Here is a 15,825-nt window from a genome sequence, read left to right as displayed (position 1 = left end):
AGCGGTCGCACCGTACGGTCGGCGGGGCGCCGATAACGGTCATTCCGCATACCACATTATGGCGCCTTGCAGGGGAGAACTCCCGTGCGGCGTTTTGTCCCGGTCCCGGCGAGGCAACCGGCTTCCGCACCTGGCGACGCACAGCCGCCTGCATATGATCCTGAGCGGGCACAACATTCCCGGATCAAGCCCATAGACAAACACATGGGCCACGCTTAGGATAGTGGGTAGTTACTATCTTAATAGGTCCGACATGTCAGATCGTCAACGTCTGCCCGCCGAGGAGCGCAAGGCCCTGATCATCCGGGCGGTGACCGCACTCTGTGGCGAACACAATCCGGCGCGAGTGACGATGGCCGCTATCGCCGAGCGCATGGGGGTGACCCAGGGGGCCCTGTTCCGACACTTCCCCAGCAAGGCCACCATCTGGGAAGCGGTGGTGGACTGGGCCAGTGGACAGCTCTTGCGCCGGGCCGACCAGGCCATCGAGGCGGCCGACAGCCCCACCGACGCCTTGGAGCAGCTCTTCCTGACCCACGTGGACTTCATCGTCCACCACCCCGGCGTCCCCCGCCTGATCCTGGGTGAGCTTCAACACCCCGAGCCGACGCCGGCACGCCAGATGGCACAGGCCCTGCTTCGGAAATACCGGCAACGGCTGCAGACGCTCCTTCAGGCCGGGTGCAGGGCCGGCCTGCTGCGCCCGGACCTGGATATCGAGGCAGCGGCCACCCAGTTCATCGGCGCAATCCAGGGGCTGGTGCTCCAGGCACTGATCAGTGGCGACATGCGGCAGGCTGCCACCGTCGCGCCGCGCGTCTTCGCACTCTACCTTCAGGGTATCGCCACCCCCCATGCGCCAAAGGTTGATCCGCCGGAGGCCCGGCCATGACGCTCATGCGCCATCGCTGGTCCGGTCCGGCCGCCATCCTTCTGGGTCTGCTGATCGGGCTGGCCACCGCAGTCACCCTGGTCCTGTTGCGCGAGCCCCCTCAGCGGATCGAAACGCCGGAAGCCTCACACGCCGTACGCTATATCCGGGCCGAGCTATTACCCCTCCGGGTCCGCGTCGGGGGCCATGGGGTCGCACGCCCCGCCGAGACCTGGGCGGCCGTAGCCAACGTGCCGGGTCGGGTAATCTACCGGCACCCGGAGCTGCAGAGCGGCAACCTCCTCCCGGAAGGGGCCTTACTTCTCCGAATCGACCCCAGCCGATACGAATTTGCAGAGCGTGAGGCCCGCGCCGAACTCGCCTCCCTGCGGGCGGAACGGCGCGAGCTGGACGACGAGGAACGGAATACCCGCCGGCTGCTCGCCCTGGAGCAACGCCGGCTGGACCTGGCGGAGCAGGAGTTGGACCGCGTGCGCCGCCTCGCCGAGCGTGGGGCGGTCTCCAGCGCTCAACGGGATGAGCAGGAGCGCGTGACATTGCAGCAGGAGCACGCCGTGCAGAGCCTGCAGAATCAACTGCTGCTCTTTCCAGCCCGGCGCGAGCGACTGGAGGCCCAGCGCGCGCGGACCGAGACCCGGCTGGACCACGCCTTGCAGGATCTGGCTGACACCCGGTTTTTCGCCCCCTATGACCTGCGTGTTCACGACGTCGAGGTGGAGCGCCACCAGCATGTCAACGCCGGACAGCGCTTGTTCCGGGCGGACAACATTGCAGCCGCGGAACTGACCGCCCATGTGCCGGTGAAGCAAATGCGCCGGCTGCTGGGCGGTGACACTCCGCCTCCGCTGACGGTGGCCAACGACGCCACACTGCCCCGGGTGGATCTGTCCGGGTTGGAGGCCAAGGCAACGCTGGTGGGTGTGGACGGTGTGGTCTGGCCTGCCCAGGTCAAACGCGTCGTTGATGGCCTCGATCCACAGACCCGCACCGCCCGGGTCGTCCTGCAGGTGGATCACCCCTATCGCCAAGCCCAGCCCCCCGTCCGACCGCCCCTGGTACGCGGCATGTACCTGCGGGCAGAACTGAGCCAGCCCCTGACCGAACCGCGCCTGGTGATCCCGGCCCACGCCGTTCACCGGGATGAGGTCTACCTCGTGAACGAGGAGGACCGCCTTCAGCGGCGAGCAGTATCCGTGGCCTTTTGGCAGGAGGGCCTGGCGGTCCTGGCGGAAGGGCTGGCGCCGGGGGACCGGGTGGTGGTGGACGACGTCGTGCCAGCCATAGGCGGGATGCTGCTGGACCCGCGACGCGACGAGGCCTTGGAGGCCTCGGTACGTGAGCGGGCCGAGGGCACACAGCCATGATCCGCTGGTTTGCCGCGCACCCCACCGCCGCCAACCTGGTGCTGGTCATTCTGGTGGCGGTCGGCCTGTTCGCGGCCCCCACCCTGCAGCGGGAGACCTTCCCGGACTACCGTCCCGGCGAGGTCAGCATCGAGGTGGCGTACCGGGGGGCCAGCGCCGCCGACGTGGAGGACAACATCTGCCGGCGTCTGCACGATGCCGTCAAAGGCGTGGAACACCTGGACGAATTCGTCTGTACCGCCCAGGACAACCGCGCCTCGGCCACCGCCAGCATGGCCCCCCGCGGCACCATGGCGCGGTTCCTGGGTGACATCGACACCGAGGTCAAGGCCATTACCGACTTCCCGGAGCGCGCCGACCCGGCGGTGGTCCGGGAACTGCACCGCACCGACCTCGTGGCCGCTGTCGCGATCACCGGGGACCTCTCCCTGGTCGATCACGAGGCCTACGCCCAGCGGCTGGAGGATCGCCTGATCGCCCTGCCCGGGGTGGCCGACGTCATCACGCATGGGCTCTCCCAGCGCCAGTGGCAGGTGGAGGTAGGCCATGACGCCCTCGCACAGCATGGTCTGTCCGCCATTGAGTTGGCCGCCCGCGTTGCCGCCCAGAATATCGACAGCCCGCTGGGCACGCTGGAAACCCCTGACCGGGAGATCCTGCTGCGCTTCACCGACGAACGCCACGACCTCGTCGGCCTGGGGGAGCTGGTCGTGCTCTCCGATGAAGGTGGTGGGGAACTGCGATTGTCCGAAATCGCCCGACTGAGCGAGCACCGGGAACACACGGAGGAGAAGGTGCTCATGAATGGGCGACGCGCCGTCCTGCTGGAGGTGCACAAGGCCACCCACGCCGATGCCCTGGATGTCATGGAGGCTATGCAAGGGTTGCTGGAAACGGAGCGCGCACGCTGGGGCGAGGCCCTGACGCTGACCGTCACCCAAGATGCCACTTCGATCGTCCGTGACCGGCTGCAAATGCTGGTCTCCAACGGGCTGCTCGGGCTGATCCTCGTATTGCTAGTGCTCAGCCTGTTCTTCCGCCCGCGTCTGGCCCTTTGGGCCGGCATCGGGCTGCCTGTGGGGTTCCTGGGCGCGTTCACGGTCATGGCCTTGACCGGACTATCGCTCAACATGATCACCCTGGTCGCGCTGTTGATGGCCATCGGCCTGGTAATGGACCACGCCATCGTGATCACCGACAACATTTCCGCCCGCGCCCGAGCCGGCAGCCGTGCGCTGGAGGCCGTGGTGGAAGGTGCCCGTCAGGTGCTGCCGGGGGTCATCTCCTCTTTCCTGACCACGGTAGTCGTATTCACCCCGCTGTCCTTCCTGGCCGGTGAGCTGGGCGCGGTTTTACAGGTCTTGCCGGTGGTGCTCATCGCCGCACTCACCGCCAGCCTGATCGAGGCATTCCTGGTGTTGCCCCACCACCTCCGGGGCGGTCTCGACCGGATTCAGTCCAAAGGCAACTCACGGCTTCGGCAAGGTTTTGACCGCGCCTTTGATCGCTTCCGGGAAGGTGTCGGCAGCCTGGCCGACCGCGCCATACGCTTCCGCCATGGGGTGCTGGCCGGCACCCTGGTGATACTGCTGGCGTCAGCCGGCTACCTGGTCGGTGGCCACCTGGGTACCGAGGCCATGCCCGACATCGACGGCGATGTGCTGGAGGCCCGCATCCTGATGCCCCAGGGAACCCCCCTGTCCCGCACCGAGGCGGTGGCCAAACAGGTGAGCGAGGCCATGGCAGAACTGAATGAGCGTCTCACACCGGAGCAGCCGGACGGTGCCTCGCTGGTGCGCAACCTGCAGGTGCGATTCAATCACAACCCCAGTGCGGGTGAGCCCGGCCCCCATGTCGCCACCCTCAGCGTCGACCTGCTCACCGCGGAGCGCCGCACGGTGGACCTGGAAACTCTGACCGCTGCCTGGCGTGAGGCCATCGGCCCCATCGCGGGCGTACACAGCCTGGTCATTCAGGAGCCTGGCTTCGGCCCAGCCGGCACCCCCATTGAGGTTCGCCTGAGCGGCGACGACCTCGACGAACTTCAGCAGGCGTCGGAGCACCTGAAGGAGACCCTGGGCACGTACCAAGGCGTGTACAACGTGTTGCACGACCTGCGGCCCGGCAAGCCGCAATACCAGTTCCGCATGGCGGAAGGCGCGCATGGGCTGGGGCTCACGGCGGAGGCAACCGCCCGCCAGCTACGCGCCGCCATACTGGGGGAACTGGGGGGCACACTGCGCATCGGCGCCCACGATGTGGAAATCCTGGTCCGCCACACCGAGCGGGACCGCAACCGCCTGGATGCACTGGAGGAGCTCACCGTGCTCGGGCCGGACGGCCAACGCATACCGCTGGCGGTGGCGACGGAACGTAAGGCAGCCCGCGAGTGGGCGCGCATTACCCGGGTGGACGGCCAACGCACAGTCACCGTGGAGGCCAACGTGAACCCCCGGGTGGCGAATGCCCAGGCCATCGTCAATGACCTACAAAACCATTGGCTGCCGGACTTCAAGGCCGCTCACCCCACGCTGGCCGTGGGCTTCGAGGGCCAGGTGGCCCGTTCGGCGGAGACGGGAGGGTCGGTGCGGCGGGCCCTGCTGATCGGGCTGATCGGGATCTACGTGATCCTCTCCTTCCAGTTCCGCAGCTATGTGGAGCCGCTGCTGGTCATGGTGGCCATTCCCCTAGCCTTCATGGGCGCGCTCTGGGGCCATGTGCTGATGGGCTACTACCTGTCCATGCCCTCGCTGGTCGGCGCCGCCTCCCTGGCCGGCATCGTCGTGAACAACGCCATCCTGCTCATCCTGTTCATCAAGGCCCACCGGGACGCGGGGCTGTCCGCCGTGCGTGCCGCCGGCCAGGCCAGCCGCGACCGGCTGCGGGCCATCCTGATTTCGTCCGGCACCACCACCGCCGGAGTGTTGCCCCTGCTGGCGGAGTCCAGCACCCAGGCGGACGCCATCAAACCTTTGGTCATCTCTGTGGTCTTTGGCCTGGCCACGTCCACCGTGCTGGTCCTGTTTGTCATCCCGGCCCTGTACGTGATCTTCGACGAGCACCGGGCCCGACGCCTCAGGTCATCCGCTGAAGAACATCCGTAGGGCCACCACGGTCGGTAAGCCGGTGTTTAACCGACCCGGCCACGTGGACCCCGATCAGCGCCAGCAGCACATAGGCCGACCAGGTGTGCAGGGTGCTCGCCGCTCCCGCCAGGCCACGACTCTCGGGCACCAGCGAAGGCAGGCTGAACAACCCGAACATCGAAACCGGATGGCCGGCGGCATTGGACATGACGTAACCGCTGAGCGGCACTACCAGCATCAGGGCGTAGAGTAGAACCTTCACCGTCACGTTCAGCCGCCGCAACGGGCGTGGCAATGCGGAGACTGGCCCCGGCGGGGGCTGGACCCGGAACCACGCCAGGCGCGCTATCAACAAGACCACCGTAATGGCACCAAGTGCTTTGTGCAGGTTATAGACATTGCCGCGGATGGGGTTGTCCTCCGACAGCCCGGTCATCCACCACCCCACGGCGATGAGTGCAATGATGAGAAAAGCGCTCAACCAATGCAGGACTTTGGAGGGCGAGCTGTACTGATCATTCGGTGCATATGACATATCGCATAAACCCACTGTATTCCTATGCAATAACGCGCGATATTTTACATTCGCGGACATGCACATCTTATCGTGAAGCAGCTCGCATGCATTGATCCACAGTCGGTCCGAACCCCCATCCGCCTGCTATAGTGGCTAAACAACCCACCCAAACACTTGGCTATTCGGCCGGGAGCCCCTTATGCGCATTGTCCCGACACTGATCGTGGCAGCGGTTGCCTTACTCTCGATGGGCACCGCAGCAGCTCAAGCCACTGACGTCGACGTAAAACGGATGATACTGAGCGTTAACTCCAGCAGCTCCCTCTCTCAGGGCCTGGCGATGGACATTGGCCAACAACTCCATGACCGAGGTGAAGAGGTCCGCATTGTGCTCTGCGGGAGCGGAGCGGCCTTGGCCAGGAAGGGATACGATGGGCCCACCCTCCCCGACCGGGACCAGACGTCTCAAAGCCTGATGCAGGACCTGATGGGTAAGGGCATCCGGGTCGATATTTGCGAATACGCCTTAACCGGAACGGAAGACCCCGCCGAGGAGCTAATCGGCGGTATTGGGGTCACTGACCCTTCAGAGTTGCGTGAATTCTGGCAAGGTGCGACCCGCATCGCCGCCTTCTGATCGATGGTCTATTGATCTTACTCCACCGGTGGGGCAGCCCTGCCCCAACCGGCGGCCATATGTTTCACCGGGACACCCCGCGGGGCGCCTTGGCTAGGGCCCTACCACCTCCGTCTCAGGGTCTAAGACCACCTGCACCGTATTCCGGCCCGCGTTATTGGCTTGGTGCACACCAGGCTCGGTCCGCCGAATCAGCCCCGGGACGCATCGCCCGGTTGCAGGGAGGCGCAGATGGTCCGAGTGCGTACGCCGGCGAACATGACCGGTGATTCCAGACGGAGCGCAACCAACTCTTGCCTGACGCCGGAATCGCGGTCATGGTCCCGGAACCACTCTCCACGGTGGGCGGGAATACGCTGCCGGAATGAGAGGGCCAAGGCCAACGGGCTGGAGCCCTTTGAATACCTGAAGGACGTGCTCACACGCCCACCGGCCGCGGACACCGGCTAGGCTATTCAGGCCATGCTGCGCTAGAACTGGGGCGGGACAATAAAGGCCTGAGGCCGAAACCGGTCGGTGGGCAGGGTGGACCGCTCGCGCCAAAGGGTATTAATCTTTCAGAAGTATTTACCTAAGCTTAGGTGTGGCCGCACACCATACGATCATACTGCAGGACTCAATCGATACCTACATTTTGTGAACTAACCCATATATTGCCTTTTTAAAGAGTAAACAATAATAAAGGGAGATCGAATGGACCCGGATTTGAAACGGCGCCTGAAAGCCACCCCTGCTCTCCCTTCTCTCCCACCGGCAGCGGTCCGTATCCTGGACATTGCGCGCAGCAACGAGCCCCAGCCGCGCGAACTGTACGAGGCCATCCAACTCGATCCGGCCCTTTCCGCGCGCCTGCTGCGGGCCAGCAATTCGCCGGCCTTTCGCCGGGTGGGCGAGGTGCGCTCGCTCCGCGAGGCCCAGATGGTGCTGGGCTACGATGCCACCCTCACCCTCAGTCTGTCCTTCTGTCTGTTCACCACCATCCGCCGTCTGGAAGCCGGTCGCCTGGACTATGAACACTTCTGGCGCCGCTCCGCCTGCGTCGCCAGTGTAGCCGCACTGATTGCGAAATCGCGCGGGTTGGCCGGTGCAGAGGCAATGCTCGCCGGGCTGTTAAAGGATATCGGTGTTCTGGTGCTGGACAGCATCACCCCGGCCGACCACCCCGGCTGGACGAGTGATGAGCAGGCGGCGGCACAGCTTGCGGCGGAGGTCGGGGCCTGGCTGATCAATGAATGGCGGCTGCCGGACTACCTGGCGAGTGTCAGTTGGGCAACCCGGGACCTGGACCGGCGGCTGCCGCATATCCCCGACGAAGACCAAGCGCTGGTAGAGGTCGTCGGGGTGGCGGACGAGCTGGTGGGGATCTGGCTTGCCGACGATACCGGCGGGCAGCTGGACAATAGCCGGGACCTGGTCGCCCGGCGCTGGGCCTGGTCACCAGAGCAACTCTACCAACTGATCACCGAGGCCGACGAGGCGATCAAGGGCAACCTTGCCCTGCTGGATCTCAGCCAATTCGACGAGCAGATCATGGTCGGCGTAATGGACCAGGCGCGGGAGGTGCTACTGTTCCAGAATCTGTCCCAATTCAAAACGACCCATGAGGCCAACAGCCAGGCCGACGCCTTACGCGAACGCGCCCGTCAGCTGGAGGAATCCAGCCTGCGCGATGAACTGACCGGCGTCTGGAACCGCCGCAAGCTCTTCTCCTTCCTGGAGGTCACCCTGGAGGATGCCCGCACCGCCGGCACGCCGGTCACCGTCGCCTTCGCCGACCTGGATCGCTTCAAACCGGTAAACGACGACTACGGCCATGCAGCGGGCGATGTTGTCCTCAACCATTTCGCCCAGAAACTCTCCCGGCTGGTGCGCGGCGACGACCTAGTCGCCCGCTACGGCGGCGAGGAGTTCGCTATTGTCATGCCCAACACCGGTGGCGAAACCGCCAAGACGGCGCTGACCCGGGTGCTGAAGCAAGCCGCCGAGACGCGCTATGCCGTCCGCGAAGGCAAGTCCCTGCAGGTGACAGCCTCTATAGGCATGCGCAGCGTCGACCCCCGCAGCGAACCGGAGGTGTCAGCCCGCGAACTGCTTGCCGAGGCGGATGAGGCGGCCTACCACGCCAAGGCGATCGGCCGGGCAGCGCTCGTCGCCTCGGATCCGGACGGCCTCAGGGTGGTGCACCGGCTGGGGCAGCCATCGGTGATGGGCCGACTGGGCCAGACGCTGGTCAGCGCCTTCAGGCGGCGCTAGCCCGGCACGATCTCCTCCCGACAAACCACCTGCACCGTATCCCGCCCCGCCTCTTTGGCCTGGCGCAGGCCACGCTCAGCCCGCCGAATCAGCCCCGGCACGGTATCCCCCGCTTGCAGGGCGGTAACCCCAAAACTCGCCGTCAACGGGAAACCCAACCCGAAATCCGTCTCCGCCACGGCCCGTCGCAGGGCCCGCGCCAGGTATTCGGCCTCCAGGCCGTCCGTCATCGGGCAGGCCAACAGGAATGCCCCCCCGCCCCACCGCGCCAACGCATCGGTGACGCGAATCCGATCGCGCAAGATATTGGCGACGTCGGCCAACACCCGATCGCCCGCTTCCTGGCCAAGGCCCTCGTTGACCAGATTGAGATGGTCGATGTCAATCAGGATCACCGCCAGGGCCCCGGACTGCCCGTTCAGGCCCGCCACCTCCCGGTGCAGCAGCTCATCCATCCTCTCGCGATTGGGAAGGCCGGTAAGCGCATCGGTGCTGGCCTGCCCCTCCTCGCATTGCCGGGCTGCCTCCTGCGCGCGATAACGCTCCCACACCTTGCGCTGAAGCACCGCCGCACGGTCCTCAAGCGCTTGCAACGGCCAGGCCTCTTCTCCATCAGGCTCGGTGGCGGGAAAGGAGCCGTGCAGGTGCTCCAGTCGCCAGGCCCCGTCAATGTATCGGAAGACCAGGGTAAGGCGCAGATGGTCCAGGGCCAGCTCCTGCCCTTGCGCCAGGATAGTGTTGCGAATCCCGATATCCGCCGCCACCAGCGCCACGTCCGTGCACAGCGGCGTCACCTTGGCCGTACGAACGGCGTACTCAAACGGCTCAGGCACCTGGCTGATATCCCGTTCAATGACCTCGCGGGCCTCGTCCGGGTCATAGACCGACTCGTTGGCACCGGTCCCGAAGCCATGCACCAGCGGCCCGTTGAGGTCATGCAACGCAGCGGCATCACGCTTCCTCAGCCAGGTGTCCAGATAGCGCAAAAAGGCTTGGTTTACCGCCTCGTTCAGTTGATTCCGGTCTGCCTGCTCCATCCACAGTCTCCCGTGCGCCATGTCTTGGCGCCTACTTATTCTGAACATCAGTCATCCGGACAACCGGCACGCTTCCAGCGGGCACGGCACGCCGGGTCATTGTCTGACCAATATAGTCAGACAAACGATGGGACAAGGCAATAGATGAAATATGTTCATTTTTTGTGATCAAAAGGCAGGGCCCTGGGAACGCCTTTGTTCACCAGGGGCCCTGTTCGCCGTCACACACCATGGCTTCAGCGGAATCCCTCCCGGCCGCCGCCGATGGGCCTTTGAATCCCGTGGCGGGTATCCCGTTGCGCCTGTTCGCGCTTGCCACGCAGCTCGTCCGCAGCCACCTGGTCGAACCGCGCCTTATTCCGCACCGCTTCGATGTGAGGCACGTAGTTCTCGCTGACCAGGACCTCGCCCGGGCTCAGTTCACGGGGGCCGTTCGCCCGCACATGGCCGACGAAGTGCTGGTAGTTCTCCCCGCTGCCCACACCGCTGGAAGCAATCGACTGGGTGGGGAGATCCGCCCGCACCTGGCCCACGTGGGTGGTCCAGTTCTCGGCCGCGGCCAGGCCGGAAACGGCCAGGCCGGCACCGAGCGTCAGGGCCGTCGCAGTCTTGATAACAAAGGTCTTCATGATGGTCACCTCAGGCATTGAGTTGGGTCTCGGGTCCGGCGGTTGTGCTCCCGCCGAATTCACTGTCAGGTTATGCCGAAGGGCCCTGCGCGGTAATTCGTCTCTCTACCTAGAGGGAACTACCTAAAGAGTCAGCTCCCTGCCACCGCTGCTAGCCTGATACTACGCAACGGAAGACCTGTCATGGCTCGACACCAGACCATCATTGAGCGGTTGCCGCCTAACCACCAGCGCCGGGACTGGGTGGTCGGTGACCTGCACGGTTGCCGTTCCCTGCTCAATGAGGGGTTGCAACGGGTCGACTTCAACCCGGAAGGGGGCGACCGTCTGCTGTGCGTGGGCGATCTGACCGACCGGGGGCCGGAGTCGGTGGCCTGCCTGGAACTGCTGCTGGCGTCCTGGTTCCACAGCGTACGGGGCAATCACGACGATATGATCCGGGACTGGCTGGAGGCACCGCCCGGGTCCCTGCGCAGGATCGAGGCGGCCCACCTGTTGCTGGCCAACGGCGCCGACACCTGGGCGCAGGACCTGCTGCTCGATCCCGACCCCGCGGACCACCCGCTGATGCCCCTGCTCCACATGCAGGCCGAGTTGCCCCATGTGCTGGTGGTGGGCAGCGGCGCCGGGCGCTTTCAACTGGTCCATGCCGAACTGGTGAGTCCGGGGGCGCCACAGGGGCTGCTGAGTGACGCCGACATCGACGCCGGCCTGCCCGGCGTCGACCCGACGCCGCTGCTCTGGTCCCGACGGCTCATGGGGCGGCTGCGCAGCCCCCTGCCCGAGCGCAGTGAATCGCTGTCCACCACTTATTGCGGCCACACCGTCGGTCGCACCCTCCGCCGGCGCCTGTCCCACGTCTGCCTGGATACCGGGGCCTTCGTGCGGGTGACCCGCGGCACCACCGACTTCGGGCTGACGCTGGTCAACCCGCAGAGCGGTGAGGTGGTGTTCGTGCCCTAGGCGGCGAGTACGCTCGCCAGCCCCCTCGGGCCCGGTCCGCCTCACACCAGCCGCAGGTCCGGGTCCCCGTAGCACTGGTAGGCCCCCCAGGTGTTGTAATCGGGAAACTGAGCCCAGCAGGCCGCGCGGGCACGCAACACGGCCAGGCCCAATGCTTCGCCGTTGAGCAGGGCCTGGTAGAAGACCTCCGCGAAGCGCTGGGCGGCCCGGTCGTTGACCTCCCAGCCCCCGACCACCAGGCCGCGCACGCCGATGTTGATGAAGCTGCGGGCGATGGTACCGGCGAAGTGCTGAAACCGTACCCGCTGCTCTGCGGTGAGCTGGACCATGCGACCCAGGTGGCAACAGTTCAGGAACACGAAGTCCGGGGTCTCCGGCAGCTCGCTGATCTGCGGGCGGCCCAGCAGGGCGCCGTCGTCCAGCAGGATGCCGTTGCGCAACGCCCCGGGGGCCTCCCCGTGGGCCTCGTGGATGCCGTGCCCGGCCACATGCAGTATCCGCCAGGGCTTGGCGAACAGCGCACGCAGCACATCGGCCCCGCGCGGCTGTAACAGAAGCCGCACATCGTAGCCCTGGCCCAGCAGCGCGGTGGCCACGGCCTGCGCCTCCGCCCGGGCGCCGGGCAACTCCGGCAAGGGGGTGACCGGGTCACCCAGGACCAGCGCGCTCTGCGCCCGCACCGGCTTCAGGGTCTGACGGAACTCGGGCGTCCGGAACTGGCGCACCATGGCCTGGCGCACCGCCCAGGGCCGCGCCCCGGGGCGGCGGTTGTTGCTCAGCATCTCGAAGGGCAGGCGCGCGGTCCGCTCGTCCACGATCAGCATCAGGGCATCGAAATGATCGATCTGATCGCCCAGGTGGTTGGGGATCAGCAGATGGTAGAGGGCATTGGCGGTCTCGCGGTCGAAGCGCGGATCGCTCATGGCCTCCGCCAGTAGCCGCGCCACCGTGACCGGATCGAAGTCCACCGCCCGACCGGGGATTCGCGCACGCAGGCCCAGCAGTTCGTAGTTCAACAGCGGGGGCCGCTCCTGCTCGGTGACGATCAGCCGGCGCCAACGGCGGGTCGCCCGCCGCGCTGCCAGGCTGCCGGTCTCCACCCGCGGCTCGGGATGCCTTTCCTCCCGGCGCAGCACGAGGTCCGTGCCCAGCTCCTCGCTGAGTTGGCCGGTATCGGCGCGCAGGAACTGGCAGGCCTCCTGGAAACGAAGGCCGTCGTGCTCCAGGATCTCCAACTCCGTGATCGCCACACCGGTGCCATTCGCCTGCTCGACCATGGCGCGGTTGGCCCGGACCACGCCCTGGATGATCGATCGAATGATATCCGCCTCGTGCAGGGCGGCCGGGCTATTGCCGCCCACCAGGATCGCGCTGAGCCCGACCCAGGCGCCGTCGCTCGGGCTGGCCACCGCCAACAGATAGTCCAGGCAGGCGGCGTAGCTGGCCTCGGCGATCACGTTGGCGCTGAGCTCGCCCAGCTCACCGAGGCCCATCACCACGGCGCCGGGCACCGGCGAGCGCTGCGATCCGTCGGGCAGAATCACCGCCGTGCTGCCGACCCGGCCCGGGATGCGGTCCAGTTGGTAGCGCCGGGACAGTGCCCCGCCCAGGGCCTCGTCTAGGGCCGCCTCGGCCCCGGAGATCACATCGCCCACGGCATGCCCGCAGAGCACCGGGTGGCGCGCCTGGGCCAGATCGGCATATACCAGCGAGACCGTCAGGCCGGGGCGGCCCGCCTCCTCGTCTGCGTCCCCGGAGGCCCCCAGGGCCTCCGCGATCAGTGTCGCCTCATCCGGCTGGGTGGCCGGCGAAGGGTCGTAGAGGAACTCCCTTGCCCCCAGGCCACGCCGGCGGCTGAGCGGTTCCGTGGGCAAACGGTCTGTCCGCCCGGTCTCCAGCAGGTCGAGATAGGCGGGGAAGGCTGAGCGGGTGGCGGGGAGATCGCCGTGCACCGCGTCGCAGAACCAACGCGGCACCCCCGGCAACTCGCCGGCGGCGTGGGTGACCCGGCCATCCCCCTCGGTGGTCCCGACAAAGCGCAGCCGGCCGTCGCCGCTGCCGTCCATACGGATACCGGCCGGCGTCAGCGGCGCCTGACCGGCCACGTAGACGATGGGGTCATTCCCCGAGACCCGCGCCGGCAGCCGGTCGCGGCGCAGCCGCGCACCCCTCAACCGCTCTGCTTCGGGCACGTGCCCGAAGCGGCCGTTGTGGTGGGTCAGGCGGCTCCAGGTGGCCACGTCGTAGAGGTCCAGTTCGCCGTCCTGGGGCAGCAGATCCATGACCCCCGGGTACTCGGCCAAAAGGCCGAGGATCCGGTTCAGGCTGTTCGGCAGATCCAGCAGCGCCAGCATTCGCACCAGCCGGTCGTGCCCGAGGAGTGCCTCGACGATGGCAAACGAACCGCGGTTCGGCGTGCCCAGCATCAGCAGCCGCGAGCCCGGCTGCTCCGAGATCTCCGCCCACAAGGTCGGGTCGCTGGCCATCATGGCCCGGGTCACCAACCCGCCCATGGAGTGGGCCACGAACCGCACCGGGCGCCCCCCGCTCCCGCGGGCCCGGCGCACCTCTGCGGCCAGGCGCCGGGCCGCGTCGTCGATGGAGAGCCGCCAGTCGTAGGGGAAGACATGCACCTCATGGGTCTCGGCCAGATACTCGGCCAGCGGCTGGTAATACCGACTGAAGACCCCATCGGTCTCCACCCCACTGCGGCCGTAGGCCAGCCGGGTGATGCGGCCCAGCAGGATCTGCCGGCGGACCATCCAGATGCGGGTTTCCCGCGCCCTCAGTTGCGAGCCCATGATCCCCGGGAGCAGGAAGAGCAGCGGCCGGTGGGGGTCACCCCGGCTCACGCCCAGCACACCGCTGAAGGTCTCGGCCGCCAGGGAGGGTGCCTCGGCATCGCGGCTTCGGAACAGCGCCCGGTCGTCGGTCTCCAGCAGCCAACCGACCAGCGCCCGCTGTGAGTCAGGGTTGTCGAAATAGTTGAAGTGGGAGATGTCGGGCCGGCTCTGGAAGTATTGCCACACCCCTTGCCGGCGCCGCAGGCCTTCGTACATGGAGCGGGTGTCCACCACCAGATCGTGCCGGCCGGGAAAGATCAGCCGGTCCAGCAACAGCACCCCCAGCCGGCGGATCAACCCGCTGCCCTCGGCGTCGCCGGCGATCACCGCCAGCTCGGCATCCGCCTCGGGGGCCGCCAGGTTCAGCCAGCGCACCAAGGGCCCGTGGGGCAGCATCGCCTCAAGCCCCGGCAACCGGTCCGGGCTGAATCGCTGCGCGACCAGGGCCCGGATCATCGGCCGGATCACGCCGTTGAAGAAGGGCCCGTTGGCCGGCGGCAGCAACCGGATGAGGTTGCCCAGCAGGCTCAGCAGTCGGTCCAGGCGCTCGGAGGCCAAAGAGGTGCCGGCCGCCGGGCAGGCCACCCGCACGTAGCGGAGCACCCGGATCCCTTTGTCCCGGAGCCGTTCCAGCAGTTGCAGCAGCGCCTCCCGGTCGGCCCGGTCCTGTTCCGCGAGGGCAGCGATCCCGGGATCGTCCAGATCACGACCGGTGGCCGCCAGCCACTGCTCGTCGCGCCGGTACTGCTGCTCCAGGCCACCCCGGAGCGCAGACGGATCCTGCCCGGCAAGGCAGAGCAGATCGCCGATCAACCCGCCACGGGAGTGGGTGACCAGGTGGAGTTCAGCCCCCCGGGGCAGGTCGTCAACCAACTGCAGGGCATTGTCGATGGGACTGGCGCTGAGGGTGGGGTGCTGGAAGGCGCAGATGCGCGAGCGGCCGTCCGGTGCCCGGTAATGGGCCTGTAGCGTGGCCCATACGGTGGGCTCATCACCTCTGGGGGACCCACCGAGCTTGGAGAAACTGCCCGCGATACTGGACGCCGTGCCGTGGAGGAGCAGCAGCAGTGGCCCGTCACCGGGCAGGCCCTCGCCCTGGCGCACACGTTGCGCCTCGTCGACGGCGTCCGGGCCCTCGGGGCGGTCGCAGCGGTACAGCCCGTGGCCCGGTGTGACCTGGCCCTCCCAGTACTCGGCGATGGCCTTGGCGGACCTGCCGGCAAATTCGTCGGCGACCCGGCGCCCGAAGATCCGCAGGACCACCCGGCCAAACCGGCGCAGCACGCCCCGCGAGCTCGTGGACGCGCCCGCCAGCAATGCATCCAGCGCAATATCGGCGTCGCCCTCTCCGCGCAGGTGCCCCCGGCGGGCGGCCTCGTCCTCGGCCAGATCTTCCGCCGTGGTCCAGAGGATGCACTCGTCGTCATCCTCTATCTCGATCAGCGCAGTGGCGTCGCATTCGACGTCCCTGCGGACCCAACTGAGATCGTAGCTCCGGGAGGGCGAGCCCACCTCGAAGACCGCGGCATCCGGATCGTCCGACTCGACCTCGCGGCCGACGAAGTGCAGGTGAATCGCCATGGCCGCTTCTCCCTGCGGTGGGC

10 protein-coding genes and 1 pseudogene are annotated in these 15,825 nt (G+C 67.0%); 7 read left to right on the top strand and 4 right to left on the bottom strand.

From position 1 onward, the window contains the following. The first annotated feature begins 253 nt into the window (after positions 1-253). From MLG_RS05425 to MLG_RS05415, 3 genes are read left to right on the top strand one after another with little or no spacing between them, the layout of a single operon-like run. Entirely contained in the window at positions 254-892 is a 639-nt protein-coding gene (locus MLG_RS05425) for a TetR/AcrR family transcriptional regulator (protein ID WP_011628806.1), read from the top strand. Next, positions 889-2,256 (top strand): efflux RND transporter periplasmic adaptor subunit, encoded by a 1,368-nt coding sequence (locus tag MLG_RS15380; RefSeq protein WP_011628805.1) that lies wholly within the window; start codon positions 889-891, stop codon positions 2,254-2,256. Before MLG_RS05425 ends, MLG_RS15380 begins: the two co-directional genes overlap by 4 nt. Next, a complete protein-coding gene (locus MLG_RS05415; protein ID WP_011628804.1) occupies positions 2,253-5,360 on the top strand; it encodes an efflux RND transporter permease subunit in 3,108 nt (1,035 codons plus the stop codon). Before MLG_RS15380 ends, MLG_RS05415 begins: the two co-directional genes overlap by 4 nt. Here MLG_RS05415 and MLG_RS05410 read toward each other — a convergent pair. Continuing rightward, positions 5,332-5,877 (bottom strand): cytochrome b, encoded by a 546-nt coding sequence (locus MLG_RS05410; RefSeq protein ID WP_011628803.1) that lies wholly within the window; start codon positions 5,875-5,877, stop codon positions 5,332-5,334. The genes MLG_RS05415 and MLG_RS05410 overlap by 29 nt on opposite strands. A 181-nt stretch (positions 5,878-6,058) precedes the next feature. Here MLG_RS05410 and MLG_RS05405 point away from each other — a divergent pair, with 181 nt between their 5' ends. The 3 genes and pseudogenes from MLG_RS05405 to MLG_RS05400 all read left to right on the top strand — a co-directional run bounded on the left by MLG_RS05405 (position 6,059) and on the right by MLG_RS05400 (position 8,749). Further along, the gene (locus MLG_RS05405) at positions 6,059-6,496 is read left to right on the top strand and encodes a DsrE family protein (RefSeq protein WP_011628802.1); all 438 of its coding nucleotides are present in this window, start codon (positions 6,059-6,061) and stop codon (positions 6,494-6,496) included. Between the two features lie 366 nt (positions 6,497-6,862). Next, positions 6,863-6,946: pseudogene (locus tag MLG_RS15925) on the top strand (transposase domain-containing protein); the annotation flags it as partial. A gap of 243 nt (positions 6,947-7,189) precedes the next feature. Next, entirely contained in the window at positions 7,190-8,749 is a 1,560-nt protein-coding gene (locus MLG_RS05400) for a sensor domain-containing diguanylate cyclase (protein ID WP_011628801.1), read from the top strand. Here MLG_RS05400 and MLG_RS05395 read toward each other — a convergent pair. Further along, entirely contained in the window at positions 8,746-9,786 is a 1,041-nt protein-coding gene (locus MLG_RS05395) for a diguanylate cyclase (RefSeq protein ID WP_011628800.1), read from the bottom strand. The genes MLG_RS05400 and MLG_RS05395 overlap by 4 nt on opposite strands. Positions 9,787-10,022: 236 nt before the next feature. After that, on the bottom strand, positions 10,023-10,415 hold the full coding sequence (locus MLG_RS05390; RefSeq protein ID WP_156774638.1) for a hypothetical protein: 393 nt from the start codon (positions 10,413-10,415) through the stop codon (positions 10,023-10,025). A 183-nt stretch (positions 10,416-10,598) separates the two neighbouring features. Here MLG_RS05390 and MLG_RS05385 point away from each other — a divergent pair, with 183 nt between their 5' ends. After that, complete coding sequence (locus MLG_RS05385) at positions 10,599-11,378, top strand: metallophosphoesterase (protein ID WP_011628798.1); 780 nt, start codon at positions 10,599-10,601, stop codon at positions 11,376-11,378. Between the two features lie 41 nt (positions 11,379-11,419). On the opposite strand, the gene MLG_RS05380 is transcribed toward MLG_RS05385, so the two are convergent. Further along, entirely contained in the window at positions 11,420-15,802 is a 4,383-nt protein-coding gene (locus tag MLG_RS05380) for a DUF7379 domain-containing protein (RefSeq protein ID WP_011628797.1), read from the bottom strand. Positions 15,803-15,825: the final 23 nt, after the last annotated feature.

Origin of the sequence: Alkalilimnicola ehrlichii MLHE-1 (genome assembly GCF_000014785.1) — a bacterium.
Lineage (GTDB): Bacteria > Pseudomonadota > Gammaproteobacteria > Nitrococcales > Halorhodospiraceae > Alkalilimnicola > Alkalilimnicola ehrlichii.
The sequence above is the reverse complement of the archived record's forward strand: the minus strand, read 5'-3'. Positions and strand labels throughout refer to the sequence as shown.